Origin of the sequence: Serinicoccus chungangensis, assembly GCF_006337125.1 — a bacterium.
Classification (GTDB): domain Bacteria; phylum Actinomycetota; class Actinomycetes; order Actinomycetales; family Dermatophilaceae; genus Ornithinicoccus; species Ornithinicoccus chungangensis.
The window spans coordinates 25108-50260 of record NZ_CP040887.1; the positions used below are offsets into that span (position 1 = coordinate 25108).

A 25153-nucleotide genomic window follows, 5' to 3' on the forward strand; every position below is an offset into this window, starting at 1 on the left:
TAGGAGGCATGATGACGTTGCACAAGCTCGCCGCGGGGAGCGGGTACACGTATCTGACGAAGCAGGTCGCTGCCCACGACGCCACGGAAAAGCGGCAGGTCGGCCTGGCCTCCTACTACGAGGAGAAGGGCGAGGCACCCGGTCGTTGGCTCGGCACGGGCCTGGTCGGGCTGGACCTGGCGGTGGGGGACGTGGTGACCGAGGAGCAGATGAAGCTGCTGTTCGGGCAGGGCCGCCACCCCCGCTCCGATGAGCCCGACGCGGCCGCGAACGGGTGGGGCGGGTTGGGGCGGGCGTTCCCGACCTTCGACGCCACGTCTCTGCGACAGGTGACGGCGCGGGCCTTCAGCGAGCACAACACCAGTCGCGGGCTGACGTGGAACGCGCCGATCGCAGCGGACGAGCGGGCAGTGATCAGGACGCAGGTCGCCCGGGAGGTCTTCGATCAGCGGCACGGCCGTCCACCCGTGGACGGGGGTGAGCTGACGATGTTCGTCGCGAACGCATCGCGGCCGGCGCAAGTGCCGGTGGCGGGGTTCGACCTGACGTTCTCGCCGGTGAAGTCGGTCTCAGCCCTCTGGGCCCTCGCCCCGGTCGAGGTCGCCCGGCAGGTGGAGGCCGCGCACGAGGACGCGGTCCTTGCGACTCTGGCGATGTTGGAACGCGAGGTGGCGTTCACGAGGGTTGGGAAGGGCGGCATCCGCCAGGTGCCCGTGGTCGGGCTGGTCGCGGCGGCGTTCGACCACCGTGACTCGCGCACCGGTGACCCGGACCTGCACACCCACGTCGTCGTGTCCAACAAGGTCCAGTCCCCGCCCGAGGAGGGCGGACGGTGGCTGACCCTGGACGGGCGGATGCTGTTCAAGGCCAAGGTGATGGCCTCCGAGCACTACAACACCCACCTCGAAGCCGGCCTTGTGGACCGGCTCGGGGTCGGCTTCGTCGACCGCCCCGGGGTGGAGGGCAAGCGGGCGGTGCGGGAGATCGCCGGGATCGACCCGGCCCTGCTCAGTGCCTGGTCGTCGCGACGGCAGGCGATCGAGGCCCGGCAGCGCGAGCTCACCTCGACCTTCCGAGCCGACCACGGCCGCAACCCCACCGCGATCGAGTTGTTGGCGCTGGCGCAGCAGGCGAACCTGGAGACCCGCCCGGACAAGCACGAACCCCGCTCGGAGGCCGAGCAACGGCAGACCTGGCGCGAGCAAGCCACGACCGTCCTCGTCGACGCCGGACAGACTCCGGAAGAGGTGGTCACCGCGGCGGTCGGAGCGGGGTGGGGACGCAACCAGGGACGTGACCGGGGACGCGGTAGGGACGTGAGCAGCGTCGCAGGTCACGGGGTGGGGACCCTCCAGCAGGGACGTTTCCGGGGACGTGTCCAGGGACGTGCTGGGGACGTGCGTCCCCAGGTCGTCGCGGCCCGGGTGCTCGCGGTGCTCGAGGGGTCGCGGGCGACGTGGCAGATCTGGCACGTGCGCGCCGAGACGCTGCGCCAGCTCCGCACCGCGCAGGTCCCCCTGGACAAGCTCGAGGCGTACCAACGTGACGTTCAGCGATGGGTGCTGCAGGGCTTCTCGGTTCCGGTCGGGGTACCGCCGGACCTGGGTGAGCCGGAGGTGCTGCGCCGCCCGGACGGACAGTCCGCGCACACGGTGCACGGCAGCCAGGCCTACACCTCCCGTGCGATCCTGGCCGCCGAGGACGAACTGCTCGCGCTGGGGTTGCGCCGCGACGGCCGTCAAGCAGACCCGGTCATCGTGGAGGACGTGCTGGCCGCCCAGAGCGCGGACCGTCCGATCCTGGACCGGTCCCAGGCGGCGCTGGTCCGCAACCTCGCCACGAGCGGATGCCGGGTGCAGGTCGCCCTCGCCCCCGCCGGCGCCGGCAAGACCGCCGCGCTGCGCGTGCTAACGCGGTCCTGGGAGGCCTCGGGAGGCACCGTGCTGGGCCTGGCCCCCACCGCGGTCGCGGCCGAGGAGCTCGGTCGCGTTACCGGAATCCGCGCCGACACCCTTGCCAAATACCTTCATGAGACCACCCCGGCAGGTGCTTCAGCGGCGACCGGCACGACGTCCGCCGTGGGCAGAACGGTCGGCCCAGGGACGTTGGTGCTGATCGACGAGGCCGGGATGGCCGGCACGCGCGACCTGGCGGCCGTGGTCCGGCACGTCGTCGACACGGGCGGGAGCGTGCGTCTGGTGGGCGACGACCAGCAGCTGGCCGCCGTCACGGCTGGCGGGATCTTCCGGGACCTGGCCGAGCAGGGTCATGCGCACGGCACCACCGCCACGCTGACCGAGCTGCACCGGTTCACCGACCCCGCCGAGGGCGCCGCCACCCTCGCCGTCCGCGACGGCGACCCCGCCGCCCTAGACCACTATTACGATCACGACCGGGTCCACATCGGCGACACCGGAGACACGGTCGAGGCGGCCTACACGGCCTGGCGGGCCGATCAGCGCGCCGGGTTGTCCAGCCTGCTGCTGGCTGCGACCCGGGAGACCGTGCGCGAGCTGAACCAGCGCGCCCGGCAGGACCGCCTCGACACCACCGGGCAGCCGCTCGGACCGGAGGTGACCCTGGCCGACGGCACCCGCGCCAGCGCCGGCGACACCATCGTCACCCGTCGCAACGACAGGTCGCTGCGGACTGAGGAGGCCTGGGTCAAGAACGGCGACCGGTGGCGCGTCCTGGCTGTCCACCCGGACGGGACCGTCTCGGCCGAGCGCCACCGCGACGGGCGGGGAACCAAGTCGGCTCACGTCACCCTGCCGGCTACCTATGTGGGCGAGCACGTGCAGCTTGGGTATGCCAGCACGATCCACGGAGCTCAGGGAGCTACCGTCGACACAACCCACACCGTCCTCACCGGCGCAGAGAGCCGCCAGGCGTTGTACGTCACCCTCTCCCGAGGGCGTCAGAGCAACCACCTCTACCTCGGCACACCCGCCGCCTCGCTGGACAGTGTCGGCCCAGACGTGCACGACACGTCGGCTACGGCGGAGCCGCGGCAGGTGTTGATCGACATCCTTGCCCGCGACGGCCGCGTGCTCTCGGCCACGACCGTCGAGCACGGCGACACCGCCCAGCTGCTGCGGGAGGCCGTACTGGCCTACCAGGACGCGCTGCCGGTCCTGGCCCAGCACCACCTCGGACCCGAGCGGATGACCGCTTTAGACGACGCGCTCGGGGAGTGGATGGCCGGCCTCACCGGGGCGCCGGCCTACCCGCACCTGCGCGGCCAGCTCGCGCTGCGATGGGTCGACGGCGCGCCGCCACAGGCCGTGATCGAGGAGGCCACCTGGTACCGCGGAAAGGAAAACCTGGCGGAGGCCAACGACCCGGCCGCCGCACTCGCCTGGCGCATCGCCGGCACCATGCCACCGTCCTACCGGGACGCGCCCCTGTCTTGGCTGCACGACGTCCCACCAGCGCTACGACAGGACCCAGAGACGAGCGACTACCTCGACCGGCTCACCCACCGGGTCCAGCAGCTCGTCGAGCGCGTCGCCGACGAAGCCCGGCAAGCGGGTGCGTCCGACCGGGTGCCCTGGCAGCGGACCCTGCCCCCGGACGTCGACGACCATCTCATCGGCGACCTCGCCGTCTGGCGCGCCGCCCACGGCATTCCAACCACCGAGGTGGAACCCACAGGTTCACCGATCAGAGAACCCGCTGCAGCCAGGTACCAGACACGACTCGGCCGCCGGTTGAGCGCGCCGTCTCCGATCTCAGGCGTGTCGACGCCGAACACTGACGGCAGCAGGCTCCGAGCCAGCCGACGACGAGCAGACCGGCACGCGGGGCACCTGAGTCCCTCCCGTGAGGTTCCTGGACCCGCCCGATGACCGGTCAGTGACGCGGCCTGGTCCGGGTAGCGCGAAGTAATCGATACATCGCTGATTCGCCGATGTCCGAATGTCTCAAGGAGCTAATGGAAGGATCGCCTCGACGTGGCTGGAACGGTTGGCCGGCTAGAGCGTGCCCACACGGGCGATGGCGCTTGAGGCCCGGCTGCGGCCGGCCGTCGCCCGGGGAATGGGAGGCGCGCCAACCTATGAGTGCTCCTCCTCGCGACCTCCTGCTGTACCGTTCGCAGATAACTCGGCAAACTGAAAGGTTGGCAAGGATGAAGCGTGACGTACGTAAGGCGGCCAAGGGTTACCACAGCAGTCTGGACCCCTCGTTTCCACCGCTCATCACCTTCTCCAGCCTCGAAAAGGCGGAGTCCTCTTTAAGTGAAACCGCAGAGACCATGTTGGACGGGGAGCGATACCCATCCGGCGAGACGCTCAGCGTGCCCAGGCGGAGCGGCGGCGCGCCTCGTCCCGTGACGGTGCTCCCACCTCCGGTCTCCGTAGCATATTCAGCTCTCACCGACACGTACAGCGAGGTGCTGCCAACACGCACCGCTCAAGACTATGCCGAATTTCACGGGGTGGGGCTGAGCGGGAACGCCACTTACGTGGTGGAGAGCGACATAGCCTCCTGCTACGAGTACGTGAATCATGATCTTCTCCGGCTTGAGATGCTCAAAGCTAAACCTGGCGGCCTTGCACACGCCAATGAGTTACGTCGCCTACTCAGCGAGACGCACCCCCGTCACGTCGGTCTTCCACAAATGAACACAAATAGTGACCGCCTCGCGGATCTGTATATTTCTGCGATCGTTAAGCAAGCGCGGTTGGCGGGCTACGACATATATTCGTACGCCGACGACTTTAAGGTTCTGGTCCACGATTGGGCCGAGGCCAACACCTGTGTTGAGGATCTTTCCGAGTTCGCGCGGTCCATGGGTCTTGTTCTTTCCCAGCATAAAACAGTCACTTGGCGTGCCGAGCGACTCCGAGAGCGCGAAGCTGAATCTACCAGTTTCTTTCGGCAGCATCTGCTTCCGGCAGAAGGGAAAGAGGAGGTGTCATTGGTAAATCCGTACGACGTGAAGATCACTGTTGGTCAGGCCCCGAACTTCGCCGGCGCTTCTGCGCTAATCGAGCGATGGAGTGAACGAGGGGAGGAGATAAGGCAACATCCTTGGGAGCTTCGACTCGAGGATCGATTCATCACCCAGGCCCTCCTCATTGCAGCCGCTGGCCAGCAGGCTATAGATAATGAGACGTTGACCGATTTCGTGTTTTTCAACCCGCACCGCCTGAGCACCCTTCCATTTATTATGCTCCAGCGGAGCAATAATGACCAGAACGACCCTTTGATCGATTCACTAGTCACCTCAGGCCGTCAAAGTGCGTGGTTCAAGCTTTGGATGATGCACCTCATTCAGCATCGATCGGGAGACCTGACGAGTGCCCAGGAAACGTGGCTACTTCGGCAGTTTGATGATCGTCACGAGGTAATACGCGCAGAGTCCGCCTGGGTCGCTTCCCAATTAGGCCTCCTGACGTCTGACCACCTGGAGCGCGCGTATCGTTCCGCAGGGCCTTTAACCATGCACACGTTGGCGGCCTGCTCGGCTCACTTGCCGACGAGCAAGAGCCTTCACGCCATCGGCAACGATGGGCCCTTGAATAAGGCGGCAAAGCGCTGGGCAGAAGAGGATTCGGGAGCTTGAGCAGAATCGGCGAAGTCTACTTGGGCCAGACTGTTCACCTGCTCACTCGAGCTCAAGACAACGACCCTTTGGGTACGCTCGTCGCTTGTTGCGCCTTAGGAGAAGCGTTCGCCGGTTCCATACTTGAGGAGCGCATCGATACCACGGGCGTCCCTGCGCATCCCTTAGGGCGGTTCATGCTAAGCGAGTCCGCAAAGGATCGCGATGGAACCTGGGAAGCTAGAACCAAGTGGCTAACTGCGACTGGTATCCCAAGTTTCCGGGGTGCGAAATGGTATCAGGACTTTGACGCCCTAACTCAGGCGCGGAATGCCATGCTGCATGGGTACGGAGACCTTACGCAACGCCAGACGTCGAGCATCACGCATATGGTCGTACTGCGTGACACGATCACTCGACGAACCAAAATCGAAGTGGTGGGGACGCAATTGCAACTTGATCCGAGTAATTCCCCGACATGGGTAGAGATAGTACACAACTTCATCAGGGAGCTGGACGCGCTTCACGAGAAGAGTGCGGTTGAATGATTGCGCCGCTCGGTGCCTCCCCCTGCGTCAGCAGTCTGCGGACCGGCTGTGGTGCTGACACGGCCAACGGCGTTCGAATCCCCGCCGCGGCGCGGGCTGACCGCGCCACGCCAAGGCCGCGCAGGCAAGGACGCATAGGCGGAGGTGCCCGCCCGCGCGTTCCTGCTGAACCGCGTGCCCTCCACTCAGCGCCGCGTGCCGTTGGACCATGGCGGTGTCCGGGTCCCCGACCTTGACGTCAAGTGCCATCGACGACAACTTGGGCAGAGGTATACACCAATTGGCCGCTGTCTTCCCGAAGACTTGTAACGCCGTTGGATGGCTCGCAAGGCAAGCTCGGCGGCGGGAAGACAGGGGTAGGGCACCTTGCGGGAGGCAGGCACGACGCTCCTCGAACAGAGACGTCGTGCTCGGCTGGCTGGCACCCGCTTCCACGGCCGGCTGAGGTCGAAAGTTCGGGCGCCCATTCCGTTGCCCTGGATGACGACGTCCAGGTTGGGTTGTCTTGGTGCGTCGGTGCGTGCGTGAAGCAAAGCAGCTGACTCACCCCTGGCGCTTCATGGGCAGCGCGGAGGTCGCGGAGCACCTTGGCCTCAGCCGTCAGTGAGTCCTGCAGTTGCTCGCCGACGACGCGACGTTCCCGAAACCGGTCGCCGGGTTCAGGATGGGCAAAGTCTGGCTGGCCACCGACGTCCGGGCGTGGGCAGACCGCTCGTGCGCCGGGACGCCGACGGCTACTTCACCGCCGGCGTGACCTCTGTGTCGCTGCACCGGCAGGAGAAGGTCCGCTGTCCTCGCCGTTCTACCCAGCGCCCGCAGGACGAGCAATGCAGCGCCGCCACCAGTTCGGCCACCGCCCAGCCGAACCGCTCGGCTTCGGCCCAGGTGACGCCCTCCGCCCACTCGTTGTAGTGGGCGCCTGCGGCGTTGCGCAGATGCAGCCACCGGTCGACCTCGGCCACCGAGCCGCCCACGGATGTCGCCTTGAGCTCCTTGGCGGTCCCGGGCCACAGGTCCGCGAGCGTGTACGCGTCGCCGTGCTTGCGCTTGACGCTGATCGGGATGGTCCAGCTCATCCGGTCACACGCCTGTTCAAGAACGCGTCCGGCCACGCCGCAGACGGTGTGCGGGTCCTGTCCCTCCAGCGCCGACCACAGAGCAGCGGCCGGGTTGGAGTCGGCGGCCGCGTTGACGGTCGGCCCGCGCTCGAAGTCCCACCCTCGCACTTCGATGTCCGCAACAGGATGGCCTGCCCGCTGGAAGACGTCCCGGAGCTGGGTGCGCCACAGCCGGTCGTGGACCGTGACCAGAAGCTGCCAGTCTTCGAACTCCTTCACTACCAGGTCCATGACCGCGACCCGGATGCCGGCATCGACGCTCTGCAGCACGTCGTCCAGGACCAGGACCTTGGCCTGACCGCGCTCCCCGGCGGCCCGAAGCACCGCGAGGAAGTAGAGCAGCGCGATGAGGTCCTGGTAGCCCTCGCTGAACACCTGCTGCGGCGACCGCCGGGCGCCGTTGCTCATGTGGGCGAAGAGCTCGATGGACATGTCGCTAGCGGCCCCGTAGACCGCGTCCAGCCGAGTGACGTGACGAGCTCCGGTCACCGCGTGGAAGGCATGGGTCAGCCAGTCGCTCACGTCGCCGAGGATGTCGTGCATGGCGCGTAGCCGGGCGATGACCGCCGGGACCGTCTGGGTCGTGGCCCTGAGTCGTTCGTTGTGCCGAGCCACCTCCTCGCGCCAGCGCTCGATCTCGGCCACGTCCGGTTGGACGGAACGATGGATGGCCACGCGGGCCCGATGCTCAGGCGGGACGCCCTTGTAAACGTGCTCGTCGAGGAGCGCGTCGATGGCGGTGGCGGACTTCGGCGGCTCGGCACCGAACCGCTCGGCCAGTCCCGCCGCTGCCGCGCGCATCGACGCCTTCGCCGAGTGGAGGTCGTTGCGAACGGCCTCTGCTTCGTCAGTCGCCACCTGGCTGCCGGTCGGGTCGTCGTCGAGCGAGTGACCCATGAAGACCTTGGCGCGCTCCAACGGCGACGTCCCCAGGAACTTGAGGATGTCGGCTCGCTTCAAGGACATCGGGACGCGCCGGAACGCAGCCGGTGTCGGGTCTCCCTGGATGCGGTGGGTGCCTTCCGCGTCCAGCGCGGCCCGGCGTTCCACGACCCTGCCGTCGGTGAGCAGGACGCGCACGCGAGCAGTCGCGGACGCCGCCGCCACGTTCACCACGGACGGAGCGCCCGGGCTCGTGCTCGGCGCCTGTCGCGCGACCCGGCCTTGGCACGCCCACTCCACAGCGTCAACGATGCTGGACTTGCCGGACCCGTTCTCGCCGAAGATCAGCGCGGATGTCGGCCGGGCCGCGTCGCCGAACGCGACTCGCTGGCGCCCCGGCATGCCGCGGAAGCCCTCAAGCTCGACCTCCGCAACACGGAGCCGTCGGACTGCGTCGCCCATGTCTCCGCTGCCCGGCCTCAGACGTCGCGGGAACTGGGGTTCGTGCCGCTCGCGCGCGCAGCCTGCTCGATCCCGTCAGCGACATCGGCGGCCAGAACCACCTTCACCTGGAGCTGTGCCCAGGAGACCTTGCCCTCGTCGGCGGCGTTGGACAGCTCCAGGAGCAGCCGGCGGACCGCGTCGCGGGTGTCACCGTCGCCCAGGCTCGTCATCAAGCTGAACGCGATCTCGCGCTCGGTCGCGACGGGGGCGGGACCTGGGCCGGGTTCGGGGTCGGGCGACGGACCAGGGCCCGGCGAGGGACCAGGGCCGGGGCCGGGTGACGGGCCAGGACCCGGCTGAACATCGGGCCCGGGGCCAGGATTGGGGTCGACGGACTTCGGCGGCGCAAGGCGCAGGCCCGAGGAACCGACGGCGATGTCGCCGGCGCGGGTGACGGCGCGGTCCTGCCCGTCCGCACCGACGAGCCGCAGGAGCCCGGCCTCGACGGCCTCGTACACGGCTCGCTGAAGGTCAGCGTCACCGCCGGGCAGCAGCGGCATCCGGGGGCTGCTCCAGAACAGGTCCCGGAGCTCGTCGAGCGGCCTGCCGTAGTCTTTAGCGTCGAGGTTGTGCAGCAGCGCCTTCGCGGTCAGCGCGGAGGTGTCGAACGCCTTGCCCTGTCCGGCGAGCGACTTCCATACCGCGGTGCCGTCGAGCGAGGTGAGGTTGCTGTCCGGCTCGAACGCGTGCGTCCGGTCGATGCGGGGCTGGTCCTGCTGGTCGCCTTCAGCGAGGTAGATGAGGTGGCGGTAGGAGCGGCGGACGGCGCTGTCGAGGTTGCGTCGCGCCTCTGCTCGCTCGGTGCGTGCCTGCTCTGAGAGCTCGTCGTCGGCGCGCACGGCGTCCATGACGGCGACGCGGTCCCAGGCGAGGTAGGCGGCGGCCGCTCCGCGGGCGGCGGCGCGGCCCTGCGTGTTGACGACGGCGTAGACAGCGGACGATGCCCACTGCACCGGGACCTTGTTGGGTCCGAGCCCCATGACGGCCCGGATGGCGTCGCGGGTGTCCTTGTCGACGCCGTTGAGCAGGCTGAACTGGCACGGGTCGAGCACGACCAGTCGGGTCGTCCTGGCGTCGTCGATGCCAGCGGCGGTGAGCACTGCCAGCGGGTCCCGGTCGGGGTCGGCGCGGACGAAGACCTTGCTCTTGAACGGCCCGGTGGTCGAGAGGCGCTCGGCAGTCCGGGCAAGCTCCTCGTCGCGGTCGTCGTCGGTGACGCTGGTGCGGGCGGCCTTGACGAGCATGTTCAGCGTCCGCCTGGTGGACATGAACAGCCGCGGCGCCTGGCCGCCCTTGCCGGCGAGGTGCTCGACGCTGGACAACCCGCCGCCCTCGATGTCCATCAGCTCGGCGAGCACGCTGTCGGCCTCGCCGATGGAGTAGTTCGGGTCGGGGACGAAAAGCGCGGCCTTGAGCTCTGCCTCGGTCGCGCCCTGCCGGCCGCCGGCGCGGGCGCCGATGACCGAGCACAGGAACAGGCAGGTCGCGGCGCGCTCGGCGGCACGCGGGTTGAGCGAGCCGATGATGCCGTCGGTGCGGCCGCGGTCGAGCTCGCGCGCGGCGCCCTTGAGATCGTCGGCAGCGGCGATGTCGGCGCTGGCGATCTGGCGGTAGTTCGCCTGGGTGCGGGTGTCCACGATGAGGCCGCTGTTGATGACGGCCTCGCGCACCGTGGGGTCGGACAACGGCAGATCGCCGGGGCCGACGAGCAGCGGCGCCCACTGTCCGGACTTGCCGCGCTGGTACTGCGAGTGGGCGGTGGCGGCAAAGATGCGGATGGTCGAGCGGACGCGCTGGAACCCTGCGAGCTTGGCCCACTCCTGCTCGGCCAGCGCCATGAGCTGAGGGTGGAACGGGTAGCAGCGCGCGACCTCCTCCGGGAACTCCGGGTTGGCCGTCGCGGGCACCAGGTCGAACACCTTCGCGCGCCAAGGGCCGATCATCCGCGAGGCGTAGGCGGTGGCGGTGGCCTTGAGGACCTCGGCGGGCGGCGTGCCGTCGAACAGCCGACGCCGCAGGATGGCAGCGAAGTCGGTGTTGTCGTTGATGGTGGCGGTCTCGCCGTTCCGGATGAGCAGGTCGTCGAGCTCGGCTCGGCGCTTATGCCCGGCGTCGTCCAGGTCGATGTTGTCGGCCTCGGACGCGATCATCACGACGACGGCGGCGACGTTCGGGACGTCGTTCACGCTGTCGAGCAGCGCGCGCAGGAAGGCCATGTCCTTGACCGCCAGGTCTGCGTTCTCGGTCAGCGAGAGCTGCCGGACGTAGTCCATGATCTCGTCGATAAGGATGAGCACGGGCCTGCCAACGGCGGTGAGCGCCTCGACGATGCGGTGCTTGTCGGCGTAGCCGTCGCGGTAGCGCAGGTAGAGGTTGTTGTCGCCGCTGAACAGACGCCACAGGAAGCGCTCGTGCAGAGTCTGCGCCGGACCGTCGAACTCCGCGCTGCCCTTCCCTGCGGTCATGTTGTCGGCCGCGATCACGACGACGACCGGGCTGTTGAGATCAGCAGGCGGCTGCTCGTCGAGGATCTGCGCGGCCTTGTCCCAGGCGGCCTTCCCGACGTCGGTCTGACCGAGAGCGGCCGGGTGCGCCGCGAGGTGCCACAGCCCGATGAGTCCGTGCGACTTGCCGCCGCCCATCGCCTGGTCCAGCCGCCACAGCGCCCGCGCGCGGGTGTTCTTGTCGCCTCCGCCCAGGCGCACGGCGACCTTCGCCATGAGGTCGGTGAACAGCGGGCTCGGGTGCGTGATGTCGCCGTAGTAGCCGGCGCCGGCGTACGGCGGCCGATCCTGAGGCGTCCCGTGGACAGCCTGAAACAGCGACATCTGCACGTCGTCGATGGACCCGGACGCGTGGACGACCTCGTCCCTGAGCTTGAGGACCTCCCACCAGGGGGTCACGCGGCTGCTCAAGACGTCTCCTCTGCCATGTCGATGTCGAACAGGGTGCGCTGCCGGTCCTTGTCCTGATCGGCCTCGCGCTGCGCCGAGACGACACCTCGCGCCACGCTGGCGATACCCCGCCGCGCGCGGACGAGGGATGTCCACGCCACGGCGTCGGGGTCGGCCTCTGGCAGGAGCGACGACAGGTACCCTAGCGTCGCCCACAGGTAGGCGTCGTCTTCGTCCCGCTTCGCCGATGCCAGCACCTGCGCCACCTCGTCGAGACCGCCGGGCCAAGCCTTTGCCATCGCCATCGCCACGTCGATGACCGACGAGGTCGGCCCGATGGCGCCCTTCCACTCCTTGGACGTCACCAGCCGCACGGCCTTATCCGCCTCGTGCAAGACGCCCTTGAGCTCTTCGAGCGTCAGGTCCGCAGCCAGTGCTTGCCAGCGGGCCTCGGACTTCGCGGCTGGAGCGCGGCGGTAGAGGCGCGCCCAGCCGAGCGCGAAGCGCGTGCGGGCGTCGAAGGTATCGAGCGGTAGATTCTCAATAGGAACCGAAGTGGCGTCTACGACGGCCTTGCGGGCCACAATGAGGTAGTGCGACGGGTCCACCGGGTCGCCGAGGTGATCCAGGACCTGGGCGTACCTGCCCACAGCCTCCATCGCCGGCCCTGCAGACGCCATGAGCTGGTCAGTCGGGGCGAGCCCAGCGGCATCCCACAGCGGGATGCGCGACTGCACCTCGCGCCGGACCTCCGACTCGATCAGGTGGGCCCTGCCGTTGGGGCGACCCACCGGCGCGGGCCGGCACGACATCGTCAGCGTGGTCAGGATGTTCGCCGACCCGCCGCTCGTGTTCGCTTCCGTACGAGCCGGCCACGATCCTGTGAGCACCAGCCCCGCTGCGGCTACCGATGCCAAGAATCGGTGCCAGACGTCGGGGTCACCGTGACCGAAGACGATGCTGACGACGCCGTCAGCGCTGACTGCTCGTGCGGCTTCCCTGAACGCCTTGGTGATGCTGGCGTCGTAGTGAGCCCTGTTCCGATGCTCTCCTGGCGCGTTGCCGCCAGCCTTCCGGACGATGGCTTCGAGCGCCTTGTCCTGAACTCCCGTGAGGTCGCCCACCATCTGCAGCTCCGGGGCGGAACTGAGGAGCGCCCGCTTCATCCAGACGAAGAACAAGTCTGACGCGTCGAGGTACTCGATCATGCTGTCGTACGGCGGGTCGGTGACAACCGCGTCCAGTACCCCGTCGCGGTACGGAAGGGCGGTGGCCGTGCCCCAGGCGATGTGCGCGGATCGGCCCACTGATCGTGATGCCTGGTTCCTCAGGATCACCAGGGTGTCCTTGCACAGGGAGCGCCAGGTCCCCGGACCGTCTCCGAGGCCCGCTTCGAAGTAGTCAAACGAGAAGGTGATGCTCCCTTCGTGCCGGAACAGGTCGGTCGTCTGTACCGTGCCGGTCTTGTGGGCCATGAGTGAAACGCCGCGAGTCGCCCGGCGGAACTTGCGGATCATGACGGCGGTCGCGTAGCCGGCCAGGGCCGTCGCGTAGTCGCTGGAGACACCCGCATCCCGCATCTCAACGGCCAGGTCGTTGATCGCCCTAGCTAGCTCGACAAAACCCAGCGTCTGCCGTGCGTTGCACAGGTCGCCGTACGTCTTGGCCCCGTAGACGAGGGGCTGCACTGTCCATGTGTTGGCGGGTGGAATCGGCTCTTCGGGGACGGCGCTCAGTCCTGGGCCGAAGTCCGGCTGGCCGGCCAAGGCATCAACGGCCGCTGCAGCGGCGGCGATCTCCTCGTCCGTCAGCGGCCGGAACCGCTTGCCCACGGCGTCGTCGAAGTCCGCCGCGAGCAACTGGGCGTCCCGCATGAGCCCGAGCTTCGCCAGCCGCGTCTGCAGGTCCTTCGAGTGACCGTGCTCGCAGAACGGGCAGATGGCCGACTTCCCCGCAGCGTCGTACTTGGACTTGCCTTCTGGCACCACCCGCGTCGGCCGGTCAGTAGGCGGTCCGTCGTGGATCTCCGCGCGGAAGGTCCCAGCGGCTCGGTCGACGACGAGCCGGAAGCTCTGCCCGGGGTCAGACCGCTTCGCCGACGGGTGACGCAGCACCAGGGACCCGATGAGAGGGAAACGGCGGTCGCACTCCTGGCAGGGCATCGTCAGCGCCCACACGTACCCCCAAGGCTGGCTGGTTCCCCGAGTCGGGTAGTACTGGCGCATAGCCGCCTCGTACCGGTTGCCCACCTCGTTGAGGACTTCTGCCACGTCCTGTGTCAGTCGATCGTCGAGCGGGTTCTGCGCGTACCCGTCCATGGGGAGGTCCGGCTCGCCGGACCAGTCCCTGAGGGGGTAGTCGGCGAGCAGTCGGCCCGCGATGGCGGCGACGGGCGAGTAGTCGATGCCCTCGGCTCGGGCGCCCATTCTTGCCGCTTCGAGCGGGATGATGGCCCTGCCCGAGAACGGGTCGAGGACGCGCGCTCCTTGCGGGTAGTGCTTGCCGAGCTCCGCCAGAAGCTCGTCGTGCGCGGCGTCACGGCCTAGGAGGGACCGCCGGACAAGGTCCTGCAGCCGCCGCTGCTCGGCGACGTCCTCGGGCCAGGGCAGGAGACTGGTGATGACAGCGGCTCGCGCTTGGGCCAACGGCCTGGCCGCGAACCAGGTAAACAACGCCTTCTCGCTCTTGCCGCTGCCCCAGCCGCTCGCAGAAGCTTCGCTAACCTCGGCGCAGGGGAACCAGCGCTCGATCATGCGCACGGTGCGTGCTCCTCGGTGTCTCGGGCGGCCTTGAGGGCGCTGCCGGGTACGTGAACGATGACCTGGGCGATGGACAGGTCGCCGAAGGTCCGGACGGGGTCGGGGTAGGTGCCGTAGAGGCGGCCGGTGCCGTCGTTGCACTGGTCGACGACGTAGAGCCAGTAGTCCTTGCCGTGCTGGGTCGCGATGAGGACTTCGTCGGCGGTGAGGCTGACGCCCTGGCTGCTGGCGGCGTTCCAGACGCCCTTGATCTCGACCAGGCGCTGCTCCCGACCCCGGCTGGCGTGCAGGTCGTAGCCGCGGCCTTCGGTGTGGACGTCGCTGACGGCGTACCCCTGCTCGCGGAGCATCTCGGCCACGAGGTCGCTGCTGATGCGCTCGCTGTCGGCCTCGGTCGGCTCGGTTGGCGGCGCGGCGGCGGTGACGCGGGCCCAGGCGAGCCGGCGCGGCTCGCCGATGGTCACCTCGCTCATCTGGCGCAGGTCGGCGAGGCGCTGGTTGGTCATGGCCTTGAGCCGGGCGCGCTCGGCGATGCGGGCGTCGCGGTCGCCGATGTCATTGGTGAGCTCGTTGGGGAGCAGGTCAAGCTCGCGCTGGGCGACGCGGAGCCAGTCGTCCAGGGCGCGGGAGCGGCGCTGCTGCTCCTCGAGTCCTTCCATCGCTGCGCGGGCGGCGGCGTCGTGCGAGCGGGCCGGGTGGGGCCCCCCGGCGGGGGCGTCGGCGGGGACGAGGTTGGCGAGCATCTCCCAGCGGACGAGCCGGGCGCCTGCGCTGTCGACGCGGACCAGGCACGCCCACGTGCCCTTGCGCCGGCCGCCGGCCTCGGTGAGGTCGGCATCGTAGGCGAACAGGTCGTAGTCGGTGCTGCTGGTTTGGTCCACGAGCCCGGCTCCGCGGAACATCGCGGGGCCGAGCGCGTCGGTGCAGTGCGCGACGAGGGCCTTGAACGGCGGGTCGCTCGGCCCGAGGTTGACGGCGTCGGAGACGGCGGCACCGTTGCGCCGGGCGTGGGCCAAGCTCTTACCGCTGGTGGCGATCAGCGCGGTGGTGCCGGCGCGGCGCTGACCGGGCGGAGCGAACTCCCGCGGCAACTCGGTTCCGCTCGGGAGGGCGAGGGTGAACATGCCGTCGCCGGCTGCGTGCGGGCTGACCCGGACGGCGCCTCCGTCGGCGGCGTGGCGCAGGAACGCCTCGACGATGGCCGGGTTGATGCGGTCTAGCCGCTCGTCCTTGAGCGCGGCGACGGCCTGGCTGATGTCGACGCTGGTCTTGAGGGCGCGCTCCTGGTCGTCGGCGCGCTTCGCGGCGTCGGCCAGCCGGCTGGCGGTGACCGCGCCGACCGCGGACAGCGCGCGGGCGCGCTGCTCTTCGTCGCCGAAGGTGTCCGCGAGGACCTTGCTGAGCTCGTCGTCGGCCAGGCCGACGAGCTCGCCCACCAGGCTGAGGCTGTCGAACATCCGGCCTTCGAGCTGGTTCGCGGCGGTGACGAAGTTTCCGAGCAGGACCTCCAGCACCTCGCCCTCGCGCGTGTCCTTGGCGATGAGGTTGTAAAGCTCGACGTCGCGGGTCTGGCCGACGCGGTGGATGCGGCCCATGCGCTGCTCAAGGCGGACCAGCGACCACGGGATGTCGTAGTTGACCAGGACGTGCGCGGTCTGCAGGTCGATGCCCTCGTTCCCGGCGTCGGTACTGACCAGGACCTGGAAGTCGCGGCGGGCAAAGGCGTCACGGGTTTCGTCGCGGGTGTGGTGGTTGTCCCGGCCGGAGTACCGCTTGGCGGTGAAGCCGGCGTGCAGGAGCCGCTGGACGAGCCAGTCGGCGGTGTCGGCGTACTCGGTGAACACGACGGCCTGCTCGCCGTTTCCGGGCTTGATCCCGTTGCGGCCCAGGCAGGTGAGCACGAGCGGGTCCCACTTCGACGCGGGCTGCTCCATGTCCGCGACCAGCGGCCCAAGACGAGCCAGGAGCGCATCGATCTCCTTGCGCTCGGCCTTCGCGCTCTTGGAGCCCTCGTGGACGATCCGGGCCTCGTCGGCGGTCGCGGGGTCGTCGCCGTCGGGGTCGGCCTCCTGCGCGGCCGCGGACGGCATCTGGGTGCCCATGCCGTCGCGGCGGCGCTTGAGGGTCTCGGCGAGCGCGTGCAGCGAGCTGGCTGCGCGCTTGCCGTAGACCATCTTCCCGAGCGGCACCGCGATCGCGGGGAAGTACCGATCGACCAGGTCCAGGGCCTCGGCGTAGAACTCGGTCTCGACCGGGGACAGCCGCACGGGCTGGTTCTCGGCGTGCCGACCCTTGAAGAGCTTGGTGGTCCCGTCGAAGTCGACGAGGTCCTCCTTCATCCGGCGCAAGAAGTGGACCCGTCCGGGCTTGACCTGCCGGGACGGCTCCTTGTTGCTCTCGACCTCCGGGAAGACGTCTGGGTCCACCAGGTGGAGCAGCGCGCGGAACAGCCACTCCTTGCCGCGGTGCGGCGTCGCGGTCATCAGCAGCGCTCGCGGGGTGTTCAGCGCGAGCATCTCGCCCGCCTGGTAGTAGCCGACGGCGGTCGGCGTGAGCCGGTGCGCCTCGTCGAACACCACGGCGTCCCAGCCCATCCGGTCCGGGTGCACCGCGTCTTGGACCGCGCCGTTCACCGACAGCAGGTCCAGACTGACGATCCACAGGTCGTGACCGCTGTCCAGGCCATGCTCCCTCACCGTCTGGGCGGTGATGGCGCGGAGCCCGCCGCCGAAGAACCGCTCGAAGTCGGCCTGCCACTTGCTCACCAGGTGCGCCGGGACGACGATCAGCGCGCTGCGGACGAACCCGAGACGCTGCATCTCCCGCAGGTACAGCCCCGCCATGATCGTCTTGCCGGTGCCCGGCTCGTCGGCGAGCAGGAACCGCAACCTCGGCTGAGGGAGCATCGCGCCGTACACCGCGTTCATCTGGTGCGCGTACGGCGTCAGTGGCGACGACGCGAGCACCGCCGACCGCGCCCCCGCCCCCGCGGCCCGCATCCACGCCGTCCACAAGCCCGCCAGCAGCGCCTTGCCGTCACCGGCGCCGTCCTCGGTGAGGACCTCGCACGCCGCGACTTGCTCGGCGGTCAGATCGAGTCGATGGAACTGGGAGTCGCCGTCGGGCTGGACGTACAGCCGGACCGCGCCGCCATCGCCCTCGCTGGCATCGTCGACGGTGACCCAGTTCAGGTCCGGCCGCGACGGGACGCGGATGCGCAGACCGGGCACGAGGATCACGGTGCAACCCTAGAGGGACATGGCGGGGAGAACCGACACGTCCGGACGGCGCGGCGGCTGAACGCGCACCTCCGTGCCGCGAGTTCCTCGCCTCTGCGCGAAGCTGCGGCGGCGGCTAGCACCATCAGGCGCCGAGCAGCCGCTAACCGGGATGGGGGCGTCTCCTGGCGCTGCTCCTCAGCGGCTACGCCCAACAGCATCCTCCAGGCCCCGCCGTCCTTGCCTACCGCGCCGACGATTGGCGATCCCAACAAGTCGCAAGTCCGAGCGGCCGACCTTCGGCGCACAGGTTTGCCCATCCCCTCATGCACGTCCCCGGGCCCGCCGCTCCCGGGCCTAAGGCAGCCAGAGCGGGCGTACCCCACTTGTACCCCAGAAAAGTACTGCAGTGGGGTACATATTTCGCGCGATCGAGTGCTCTGCAACGCGACATACTCGCAGGTCAGAGCGCTCTCGCGTACCCCAGCCGTGGACTTTGCAAGCAGGGGGTTAGGGGTTCGAGTCCCCTCGCCTCCACCGAGCGACGTCAGAGGCCCTTCCCGCACTGCGGGGAGGGCCTCCGTCATGGGCGCCTCCTCCGGGTGGGTGACAGGATGGCCGAATGAGCTCCCTCTCCTCTCGAGGCGTCCTCGTCACCGGCTCCTCGCGAGGCGTGGGGGCGGCGGTGGCCCGCGCCTTCGCGGCGCGGGGCGACCGGGTCGTCGTCCACTACCTCGGCAGCGAGGCGGCCGCGCACGAGGTGTGCCGTGACCTCCCCGGAGAGGGGCACGCCGTCGTCCAGGCCGACCTCGCGGATCCGGACGCCGTCGAGCGGCTGGCAGCGGAGGCGGTCGAGGCCCTGGGCCGGGTCGACGTCCTCGTCAACAACGCGGCGATGCTCGCCGCCCCGTCGGAGGGCGGGAGCCGGCGCGGAGACCACCCGCTCGAGGAGACCTCGTACGCCGCGTGGGTGGAGATCTGGCGGCGCACCCTGGACACCAACCTGCTGGGCCCGGCCCACCTGACCTGGCAGGTGGCCCGCCACATGATCGACGTGCCGCCCGCCGACGGCGTGCCCGTCGGGCGGATCGTCAACGTCGGCAGCCGCGGCGCCTACCGGGGCGAACCGGACATCCCGGCCTACGGCGCGAGCAAGGCCGGCCTGCACTCCTTCGGCCAGTCGATGGCGGTGCGCCTGGGCCGGCACGGGATCGCGGTGACCTCGGTGGCCCCGGGCTTCATCGAGACCGAGATGGCCGGGTATGCGCTGGCCGGGGACCGCGGTGCGGCAACCCGGGCGCAGAGCCCCTTCGGCCGGGTCGCCCGGCCGCACGAGGTGGCCGATGCCGTGCTGGCGCTCGCCGACCCCCGGGCGGAGTGGGCCTCGGGCGCGGTCCTCGACCTCAACGGGGCCAGCCACCTGCGCTGACACGCCGCCGGTCCGGCCCTCATCAGGTCGCGACCGGTCTCGTCGGGGTGTCCAGGACGCACGGCCGTCCGAGGGAGATGGCCCGCGCAGGCCCTACCCACGGGGCGCGCGGAGTGCCACACTGAGGAGATAGGCGACATGTGACGAGTCGCCGGGACGACAAGGGGTCCGTGATGCTCCTTCGACGGTTCTGGACAGCCGTGGTGGTGGCCGGCTCCACGCTGGCTGTGGCGCTGGGGCCGGCCCCCGCCCTGGGTGACGGCGCCGGCGCTCGGGTGCCGCCGGCCCCGGCCGCGGCACCGGTCCTGTCCCAGCTGCCCCCTCCCCAGCCAGGTGCCGAGGTCTACCGCCGCCCGGTGGACGGGTCGTACACCATCAGCGGACGCGGCTTCGGCCACGGCATCGGCATGTCCCAGTACGGCGCGCACGGCGCCGGCCTCGCCGGCCTGACGCACGCCCAGATCCTCGCCTACTACTACCCGGGCACCCGGTTGGACACCCGCACCCTCGGACCCATCCGTGTCGGCATCACCGTCGACGACGACGGGGGGACCCGGGTCGCCCACCGCTCCGGCCTCCGGGTCGGCAACGCGGCGACCAGCACGACGACGTATGCCCTTCCCTCCGGTCGCGACCAGTGGCGGGTGCGGGCCACCGGCTCCTCCGCCTCGAGCTGCGTGCTGGAGGGTCGGGTCGACGGGGGGTGGTCGACGACCTGGCCGGCGGGGCTGACGCGAGCCTGCCCGCTGACCTTCAGCTCGCCCACCGAGAGCAGCGTCGACCTCGTCCTGCCCGACGGGTCGCGGCGGGTCTACCGTGGGGTGCTCACGGCGGTGCATACCGGCTCGTCCACCCTGACGACCGTCAACCGGGTGCCGATGCAGTCCTACCTGCGCTCGGTCGTGGCCGCGGAGATGCCCGCCTCCTTCCACGCCGCCGCCCTGCGCAGCCAGGCCGTGAGCGCGCGGACGTATGCCGCCCGTGGCGTGGGCGGGACGGCGATCTACGACACCTGCGACACGGTGGCGTGCCAGGTCTACCGGGGCAGGGGGGTGCGGACCAGCGGCGGTGGCCTCACCTCCTACGAGCACCCCGACACCGATGCCGCGGTGTCGGCGACGCCGGGTCAGGTCCTGACCTACCCCTTCGGCACCGGTCGGGCGTTGGCCACCACGATGTTCTCCTCGTCCTCGGGCGGGCACACCGCACCAGGCTCAGCGGCGCACCCCTACCTGCGTGCCCACCCGGACGCGTACGACGGGGTAGCCGCCAACGGCCGGCACACCTGGTCGGGCGAGCTGCCCGTGAGCACCCTGGAGTCGACCTTCGGGATCGCCTGGGTGGAGCGGGTGCAGGTGCTCAGACGAGACGGCTTCGGGTCCTTCGGCGGGCGCATCGAGGCCGCCCGCGTGGAGGGCTACACCTCCTCAGGCCGTTACACCTACCGGGACGTCACCGGCCCCGACCTCCGCTTCGCCCGGCCCTACCCGACGCACCGCAACGGGCTGTCCTCCCACTACTTCACCTTCGTCGCCGAGCCCACGGTGCGACCTGCCACCCGCATCGCAGGTGCCGACCGGTACGCCACGAGCGCCGCCGTGGCGCGTGCCTGGCCGGCGGGGGTCTCCACCGCCTACATCGCCTCCGGTCGCGACTTTCCCGACGCGCTCACCGCGGCAGCCCGCAGCGGGGTCCGCGACGCTCCCCTGCTCATCACCGACCCGGTGTCGCTGTCGTCGTCGACCGCCCAGGCGCTGGCCCGGTTGCAACCGGGGCGCATCGTCGTGGTCGGGGGCTCGGCGGCCGTCTCCGACACGGTCGTCTCCCAGCTGGCGGCATACTCCTCCAGCGGCGAGGTGCAGCGGCTGGGTGGCGCCGACCGCTACCACGTGGCGGCCAACGTCGCCGCGCACTACCCGCCGGACGTCCCCCGGGTCTACCTGGCCAGCGGGCAGGACTACCCCGACGCGCTCTCCGGCGCTGCCCTGGCCGCCCGCCAGGGAGCCCCGCTGCTGCTCACCCGCCCGACGTCGCTCCCACCCGTGGTCGCCGAGCAGCTGCGACGCCTGTCCCCCGGCCAGGTCATCGTGCTGGGCGGCGATGCGGCGGTCTCGGGGGCCACGGCGCGGGCCGCCGGCAGCTTGAGCGACACCGGCGCGTTCACCCGGGTGTCCGGCGCCGACCGGTACGCCACCGCCCAGGCCGTCGCCCAGCTCTACCCCGCCGGCACCAGCCGCGCCTACGTGACCTCGGGCACCGCCTACCCCGACGCGCTGGTGGCCGCCGCACGAGCGGGGCGCCAGGACGCTCCCCTGCTGCTCACCCGGGAGACCGCGGTGCCCGGACGCACGGCCGCAGCCCTGGACCGGCTCACCCTCTCGGCGATCTACGTCGTGGGAGGGTCCGCCGTCGTCAGCGACCGCGTGGTCGCCGAGCTGGGCCTGGCGCTGGAGTGACCCGGGGGAGCCGCCCGGTCAGCCATCGACGGTGCTGTCCGCCGTGTCGACCGTGGCCGACGGGACGACCTCGTCCGCCGGCCGGTCGTCGGCCGACCGCCCGCTGCGCAGCATCTGCAGCAGGTCGATGCCGGTCTGCGACTTGAGCTGCTTGGCGAGCTCCTGGACCCCGGTCGACACCTGGCCGGAGAGCCGGGAGGCGCCGTCGCGGTCGATGACGGTGATGTCGTCGATGCTGCCCAGCGCGTCGGCGTAGGGCTGCGCCATCTTGGGCAGGGCGTCGAGCACCATCTGCAGGCGCGCCGACTCCGGGAAGGTCTGGTAGGCGTCGGCCTCCGCCTTGATCGCGGCACCGCGCGCCTCGCCCTTGGCCCGCTCCGCGGCGGCCTCGGCCTCACCGCGCGCCTGCACCCCGTCGGCCTCGGCCCGCGCCCGCGCGAGCGCTCCCTCGGCGTTCCGCTGCTGCTCCACCAGCGCCGCCTCGGCGCGTGCCCGCAGGGCCGCGGCCTCCGCGTCGGCCTGCGCCGTCGTGCGCTGCGCCTCGGCCTCCGCCTTGCGGATCGCCGTGGTCTTGGCGGCCTCCGCCTCCTGCTCCGCGGCGTACTTGCGGGCGTCCGCCTCCTGGGCCGCCTCGTACTTGCGCGCCTCCGCCGGCTTGCGCACCTCGGTCTGCAGCTCCTGCTCGCGCAGCGCCGCCCGGCGCTGGGCGACCTGCTCCTGCTCGACCAGCACCGACTGCTGGGCCTCGGCCTCGGCGCGCTCCTTCGCCGCCCCGGCCTCGGCCTCCGCCGTCGCGGTCTCCCGGGCGATCTGCGCGTTGCGCAGGGCCAGCGCCTTGTCGGACTCCGCGATCTGCACGGCGGCCTCGTTGGAGCGCTCGGTGCTCTCCTGCCGGGCCTGCGCCTCGGCGATCTCGGCGTCCCGGGCGACCGCGGCGGCGCGCGGCCGGCCCAGGTTGCGGATGTAGTCGCCGGAGTCCTCGACCGTCTGGATCTCGAAGTTCTCCAGGATGAGGCCGCGCTCGGCCAGCATCGGCACCGCGATGTCCTTGACCTCCTTGGAGAAGTCCTGCCGCTCGTAGAGGATCGACTCGACGGTCAGCGTGCCCGCGATCGTGCGCAGCACACCGACGAGGACCTCGCTGGTCTGCTGCTCGATCACCTGCTCCTGGCTGCGCCCGGCGAAGCGCTGCGCCGCGGCCCGCACCATGCGCTCGGTGCCGCCCACCTTGACGACGGCGATGCTGCGCAGGGTGACGCCGACACCGCTCTTGGTCGTGGCGTCCTCGGCCGTCACCGGGAAGCTCTGCGAGGCCAGCGACAGCCGCGCGACCTGCTCGAAGATCGGCTTGACGAAGGTGCCGCCGCCGATGACGACCCGCTGTCCGGACAGGTCCGTGGTCTCGTCCCCGGTCTCGGGGTTGATGACGGGGGTGCCGCTCTTGCGCCCGGTGATGATGAGCGCCTCGTCCGGGGTGGCGATCTTGAACCGCACCTTGGCGTAGACGAAGGCGACCACCGCCAGGACGACCAGGGCGACGACGATCGCCGCGACGATGAGGACGGGGCCGGCGAGATCCATGGGGCTCCTTCGGGGACGACGTGTGCTCCGGCGGGGTGGCCGAAGGTCCGTCGTGGACGTGCAGCCCCCCGGGTCGACCGTCCCGTATGCCTGCACGACGCCGGGCGGTCCCCCTCAGCCTAACCAGGCGCGTCGGCGTGACGGGGCAGGTCAGCCCGCCAGTCGCCCTCTCGTCACGACGCTGCGGCAGCCCTCAGCAGGGCCAGGCTGGCCTCGACGACCTGCGCCTGCGCCTCCGCCCGGCTCGTCCCCGGTATGCCGTCGCCCGGCTGCTCGCCGTAGTCCCCGAAGAAGGCGTGCACCCCGCCGGCGACCTCGACCGCCTGGGTGTCCGGTGGGAGGTCGGCCAGGCTGGCCCCGATGTCGGCCGGGGTGGCGAGGCCGTCCTCGCTGCCGGACACGGTGGCGACCGCCAGGTCCGCGCGCCCGCTGAGGTCGTCCAGCGGGTAGGACGCCCAGAGCAGCAGGCCGTCGATCTCGTCGGGGTGGTCGGCGGCATACGTGGAGGCCACGACCCCGCCGAGGCTGTGGCCGCCGGTCACCCACGTGCCGACCTCGGGGTGGTCCGCGATGACCCCGGAGGGCGCCCCGGCCGCGGTGAAGCCGATGCCGAAGGGCTGCTTGACGACGACGACCAGGTGGCCGTCGGCGGCGATCTCGGTGAGCAGCGGGAGGTAGGCCCGCGGGTCGACCCGCGCGCCCGGCTGGAAGACCAGCCCGTCCGCCGGCGCTCCCGCCGTGGGCGTGATCGTGATCCGCGACGCGGAGTCGGCGACCGCCACCTCCGGCGTGCCGTCCGTCAGGGCGACCGCCTGCGGGCTGGCGCCGAAGGGCCGCAACCAGGTCAGGACGCCCAGCACCAGGACGCTCGCGAGGACCACGACCGCACCGCCCGCGACGCGCAGCCACGGCCGCCGTCGGCGGTCCCCTGGCGGCGGGGCGCCAGCTCGGGCCCGGCGGATCCCGTCGGCGAGCACCAGGACGCCGACGACCGCGGCGAGCGAGACGGCGACCGCGTAGGCCGGGTGGCCGGCCAGCAGGACCCCCGCCAGGGTGGCCCAGACCCAGGCGGGCACCAGGACCCACAGCGCGCCCAGGACGAGCAGGGGCCAGGACGGGCGGTGACCGCTGGTCAGGGGCCTCACGGGAGCCCCGCGAGCCGGCCGAGCGCCGCGGCCGTGGCGCCCACCACGACGACGAGGAGGAAGGGCGCGCGCAGGAGCAGCGCCACCACCGCGGCCGCCAGGGCCAGCAGCCGGGAGTCCAGGGCGAGGGCCTGGCCGTCGGCCACGGCGTTCATCGTCACCAGCGAGGCCAGCAGCCCGATCGTCATGCACCCCGAGACCCGCACGACCGCGGGCGAGCCGAGCAGCCGCTGCGGCACGAGGTATCCGCTGAGCTTGGTGAGGAAGGCGAGCCCGCACGCGGCGAGCAGCCACAGCCATACCGTCACCGCGCCACCACCCGGTCGGGCGTGCGCTCGCGCCCCCACCAGCCGACGAGGGCGGCGACGGCGGCCGCCACGAGGATGGGGATCCCCGGCGGCACGAGAGGTATGGCCAGCACGGTCACCACCGCGCAGACCGTGGCGATCGCCCAGGGCTCGCGCCCGCGCAGGCGCGGCCACAGCAGCCCGAGGAAGGCCGCCACCGCGGCGCCGTCCAGGCCCCACCGCCGCGGGTCGCCGAGCGCGTCACCGGCCAGCGCGCCGAGCAGGGTCATGAGGTTCCACAGGACGAAGATGCCGACGCCGGCGGTCCAGAACCCTCGAGCCTGCTCGTCCCGGTCGCTCTGCCCCAGCGCGATGGCCGTCGACTCGTCGATGGTGACGTGCGCGGCCGCGAGCCGGCGCCAGCCGCGTGGCCGCAGCAGCGTGCTGACCTGCATGCCGTAGACCCCGTTGCGCAGCCCCAGCAGCGTGGCCGCGCCGGCGGCGGACGCGGGGCTCCCTCCCCCGGCGAGCACCCCGATGAAGGCGAACTGCGACCCGCCGGAGAAGAGCAGCAGGCTGAGCACGCAGACCTCGGCCACCCCCAGGCCGCTGGCCGTGCCGAGCGCGCCGAAGGACACGCCGTAGGCCCCGGTGGCCACCGCGATGGACAGCCCGGCCCGGGTGGCCGGGCTGGTCCGCACCCGCTCGCGCACGTTCACCCCGTCATCGTGCCTCCTCCGCGGGGCCGGGGAGGACAGGACCCGGGATGGAGAGGCGGCGCCTG

12 protein-coding genes are annotated in these 25153 nt (G+C 70.7%); 4 read left to right on the forward strand and 8 right to left on the reverse strand.

Going from position 1 to position 25153, the window contains the following annotated elements:
• The first annotated feature begins 11 nt into the window (after positions 1 to 11).
• Positions 12 to 3848: a MobF family relaxase gene (mobF, locus tag FHD63_RS15855; RefSeq protein WP_202978392.1), complete on the forward strand. Its 3837-nt coding sequence runs from the start codon at positions 12 to 14 to the stop codon at positions 3846 to 3848.
• A gap of 281 nt (positions 3849 to 4129) precedes the next feature.
• Complete coding sequence (locus FHD63_RS00130; RefSeq protein WP_158296672.1) at positions 4130 to 5569, forward strand: reverse transcriptase domain-containing protein; 1440 nt, start codon at positions 4130 to 4132, stop codon at positions 5567 to 5569.
• Positions 5570 to 6830: 1261 nt separating this feature from the next.
• On the opposite strand, the gene FHD63_RS00145 is transcribed toward FHD63_RS00130, so the two are convergent.
• Genes FHD63_RS00145 through FHD63_RS00160 form a run of 4 tightly spaced genes read right to left on the reverse strand, consistent with a single transcriptional unit; the run spans position 6831 to position 17492 of the window.
• Complete coding sequence (locus tag FHD63_RS00145; protein WP_139719099.1) at positions 6831 to 8558, reverse strand: AAA family ATPase; 1728 nt, start codon at positions 8556 to 8558, stop codon at positions 6831 to 6833.
• A gap of 17 nt (positions 8559 to 8575) precedes the next feature.
• Entirely contained in the window at positions 8576 to 11515 is a 2940-nt protein-coding gene (locus tag FHD63_RS00150) for a DUF499 domain-containing protein (RefSeq protein ID WP_202978393.1), read from the reverse strand.
• Complete coding sequence (locus tag FHD63_RS00155) at positions 11512 to 14247, reverse strand: DUF1156 domain-containing protein (RefSeq protein ID WP_139722896.1); 2736 nt, start codon at positions 14245 to 14247, stop codon at positions 11512 to 11514. Before FHD63_RS00155 ends, FHD63_RS00150 begins: the two co-directional genes overlap by 4 nt.
• Positions 14244 to 17492 carry a helicase-related protein gene (locus FHD63_RS00160; protein WP_139719101.1) on the reverse strand — a complete coding sequence of 1083 codons (3249 nt, stop codon included), beginning with the start codon at positions 17490 to 17492 and terminating at the stop codon, positions 14244 to 14246. The genes FHD63_RS00155 and FHD63_RS00160 overlap by 4 nt, the downstream gene beginning before the upstream one ends.
• Before the next feature lie 601 nt (positions 17493 to 18093).
• Here FHD63_RS00160 and FHD63_RS00165 point away from each other — a divergent pair.
• Positions 18094 to 18900, forward strand: a complete 807-nt coding sequence (locus FHD63_RS00165) for an SDR family NAD(P)-dependent oxidoreductase (protein ID WP_139719103.1) — start codon at positions 18094 to 18096, stop codon at positions 18898 to 18900.
• A gap of 173 nt (positions 18901 to 19073) precedes the next feature.
• Entirely contained in the window at positions 19074 to 21356 is a 2283-nt protein-coding gene (locus FHD63_RS00170) for a cell wall-binding repeat-containing protein (protein ID WP_139719105.1), read from the forward strand.
• A gap of 18 nt (positions 21357 to 21374) precedes the next feature.
• On the opposite strand, the gene FHD63_RS00175 is transcribed toward FHD63_RS00170, so the two are convergent.
• The 4 genes from FHD63_RS00175 to FHD63_RS00190 form a co-directional block, all read right to left on the reverse strand.
• The gene (locus FHD63_RS00175; protein ID WP_139719106.1) at positions 21375 to 22937 is read right to left on the reverse strand and encodes a flotillin family protein; all 1563 of its coding nucleotides are present in this window, start codon (positions 22935 to 22937) and stop codon (positions 21375 to 21377) included.
• Positions 22938 to 23110: 173 nt separating this feature from the next.
• Complete coding sequence (locus tag FHD63_RS00180) at positions 23111 to 24082, reverse strand: alpha/beta hydrolase (RefSeq protein WP_139719108.1); 972 nt, start codon at positions 24080 to 24082, stop codon at positions 23111 to 23113.
• Complete coding sequence (locus FHD63_RS00185; RefSeq protein WP_139719110.1) at positions 24079 to 24390, reverse strand: AzlD domain-containing protein; 312 nt, start codon at positions 24388 to 24390, stop codon at positions 24079 to 24081. Before FHD63_RS00185 ends, FHD63_RS00180 begins: the two co-directional genes overlap by 4 nt.
• Entirely contained in the window at positions 24387 to 25088 is a 702-nt protein-coding gene (locus tag FHD63_RS00190) for an AzlC family ABC transporter permease (RefSeq protein ID WP_139719112.1), read from the reverse strand. The genes FHD63_RS00185 and FHD63_RS00190 overlap by 4 nt, the downstream gene beginning before the upstream one ends.
• Positions 25089 to 25153: the final 65 nt, after the last annotated feature.